The following is a 1,991-nucleotide window of genomic DNA, read 5'->3' on the forward strand; positions in this document are numbered from 1 at the left end:
GGAATTTTTGCTCTTTTACCTAGATTACCTGGTTATCAAGTACGAACTTTTCCTGTTAGTGCGCCGATTAATTTTGATGTAGAAAATTTTGATGGGCGAACTATTACAAACCCTGGTTATATTAGTCAAGGTAGGGGAGATGGAGATGGTTCTGGTGGAGGAAGTGGAACTAATCAAGAATCAGGTCCAGGAACTTTAGATAGTACTTATTATTATGGATTTAATACTAAAATTAATCAAAATTTGCGTGGGCAATTAGAGCCTCAAGTTGTGATGCGGGTGAGGTCGCAAGCTGAAGGTTTTTGGCGAGTTTTGGCTTTCGATAAATATACGGGTGAAGGTTGGGAAATTTCTCGGAATGATAATTCTTTTACTTTAAATCGCCCTCGTTGGTCTTATCAATTTTATGTTAATTGGCCGAGAAATAGATATGACAATGAAACTAGAGAAGTAATTCAAAGCTACACAATTGTTTCTCAGTTGCCGAATTTAATTCCCGCTTTATATCAAGCAAAAGAAGTATATTTTCCTACTGAAAAAATAGCGATTGACCCTGATGGTAATTTGCGTTCTCCTCTCGAACTTAGGGAAGGTTTAACGTATACAGTCATTTCTGATGTTCCTTATCGAAACCAAGATATTTTGAGTAAGGCAGGTGAAAATTACCCAGAAAGTATTAGTAAATATTATTTACAAATTCCTCCAGAAATTGCGGAAAAAGTAAGACAAAAAACAGCAGAAATTTTAGCTAGTAAAAATAAAGTTGCTAAAGAAAGCAAACCTATTACTTCCCCTTACCAAAAAGCACTTTTTTTAGCCCAATATCTGAAACAAAATCCTAATTATAAACTACAAAAAGAACCTCCATTTTTTGTTGAAGGTGAAGATTTAGTATCGGCTTTTTTATTTGGTTATCAAAATAGCCCGGAAGGGGAGAAAATTATCGGTGGTTATGGCGACCACTTTTCTACTGTCTTGACAATGATGTTACGTTCTATTGGAATTCCGGCAAGATTAGTAGCGGGTTATTCTGCTGGGGAATTTAATCCTTTTACTGGTTTATATGTGGTTAAAAATACAGATGCCTATATGATGACGGAGGTATATTTTCCTGGGTATGGATGGTTTGCTTTTAACCCTATTCCGGGAATGCCTTTAACTCCTCCTTCTATTGAAAAGAATCAAACTTTTAGTGCATTAATGACTTTTTGGCAGTGGGTAGCTGGTTGGTTACCTTCTCCTGTAACTGGTTTTTTAGAGAGATTTATTGGTGGAATATTCCGTTGGGTATTGGGAATTATTAGTTGGTTTTTTGCTCTCTTTTCTCAAGGTTGGCAAGGCATATTTACTGGTTTAATTTTCGTTACTGCTTTAGCTTTCTTGGGTTGGTTATTGTATATATTTTGGCGAGGATGGCGTTATGGTCGGTGGTTAGCTAAGTTATCTCCAGTGGAGAGTATATATCAACAAATGTTGAGTTTGATGGCGAGTAAGGGATTAGTTAAACATCATTTTCAGACACCTTTTGAATATACTCAAGCTATTAAGGAATATCATTCTATAAATGAAGTAGAAATAATTGAAGAAATTTCTCAAGCTTATGTGGGATGGCGTTATGGTAGTAAAGAAGTTAATTTAACTAGATTAAAAAATTTACTCCGAAGTTTAAAGCGAAGTATTAGGCGTAGGTTAAATTAAAGGAATAAGAAGAGGGTGATTACTAAAAAACTACGCTCGCTCATGTATATAGGAAGGAATGAGCAGGTTAAGACTTACAGCAGTTTTTATTTGGGTAGACCACAGTAGGGACTTTCCATGGAAGGTCTCTACAAGGTTTTGCTTGTGAATAAGAATCTCCCCATCTCCCTATCAATTTTTCTCTAGTGATCATAAATTGACCCTGGGGAATAGGGTGAATGCCTTCTGTCTTCTTCAATGTATCGACCCTATTATTTTTTTTCATTGACATTATTTATTTGATAAATGCCTAA

At 35.6% G+C, this 1,991-nt stretch carries 1 protein-coding gene; it reads left to right on the forward strand.

From position 1 onward, the window contains the following. Positions 1 to 1,698, forward strand: a 1,698-nt coding sequence (locus tag F6K13_RS30720; protein WP_287289511.1) for a DUF4129 domain-containing transglutaminase family protein, incomplete at its 5' end; no start/stop codon positions are given. Positions 1,699 to 1,991: the final 293 nt, after the last annotated feature.

Origin of the sequence: Okeania sp. SIO2B9, from assembly GCF_010672505.1 — a bacterium.
Classification (GTDB): domain Bacteria; phylum Cyanobacteriota; class Cyanobacteriia; order Cyanobacteriales; family Microcoleaceae; genus Okeania; species Okeania hirsuta.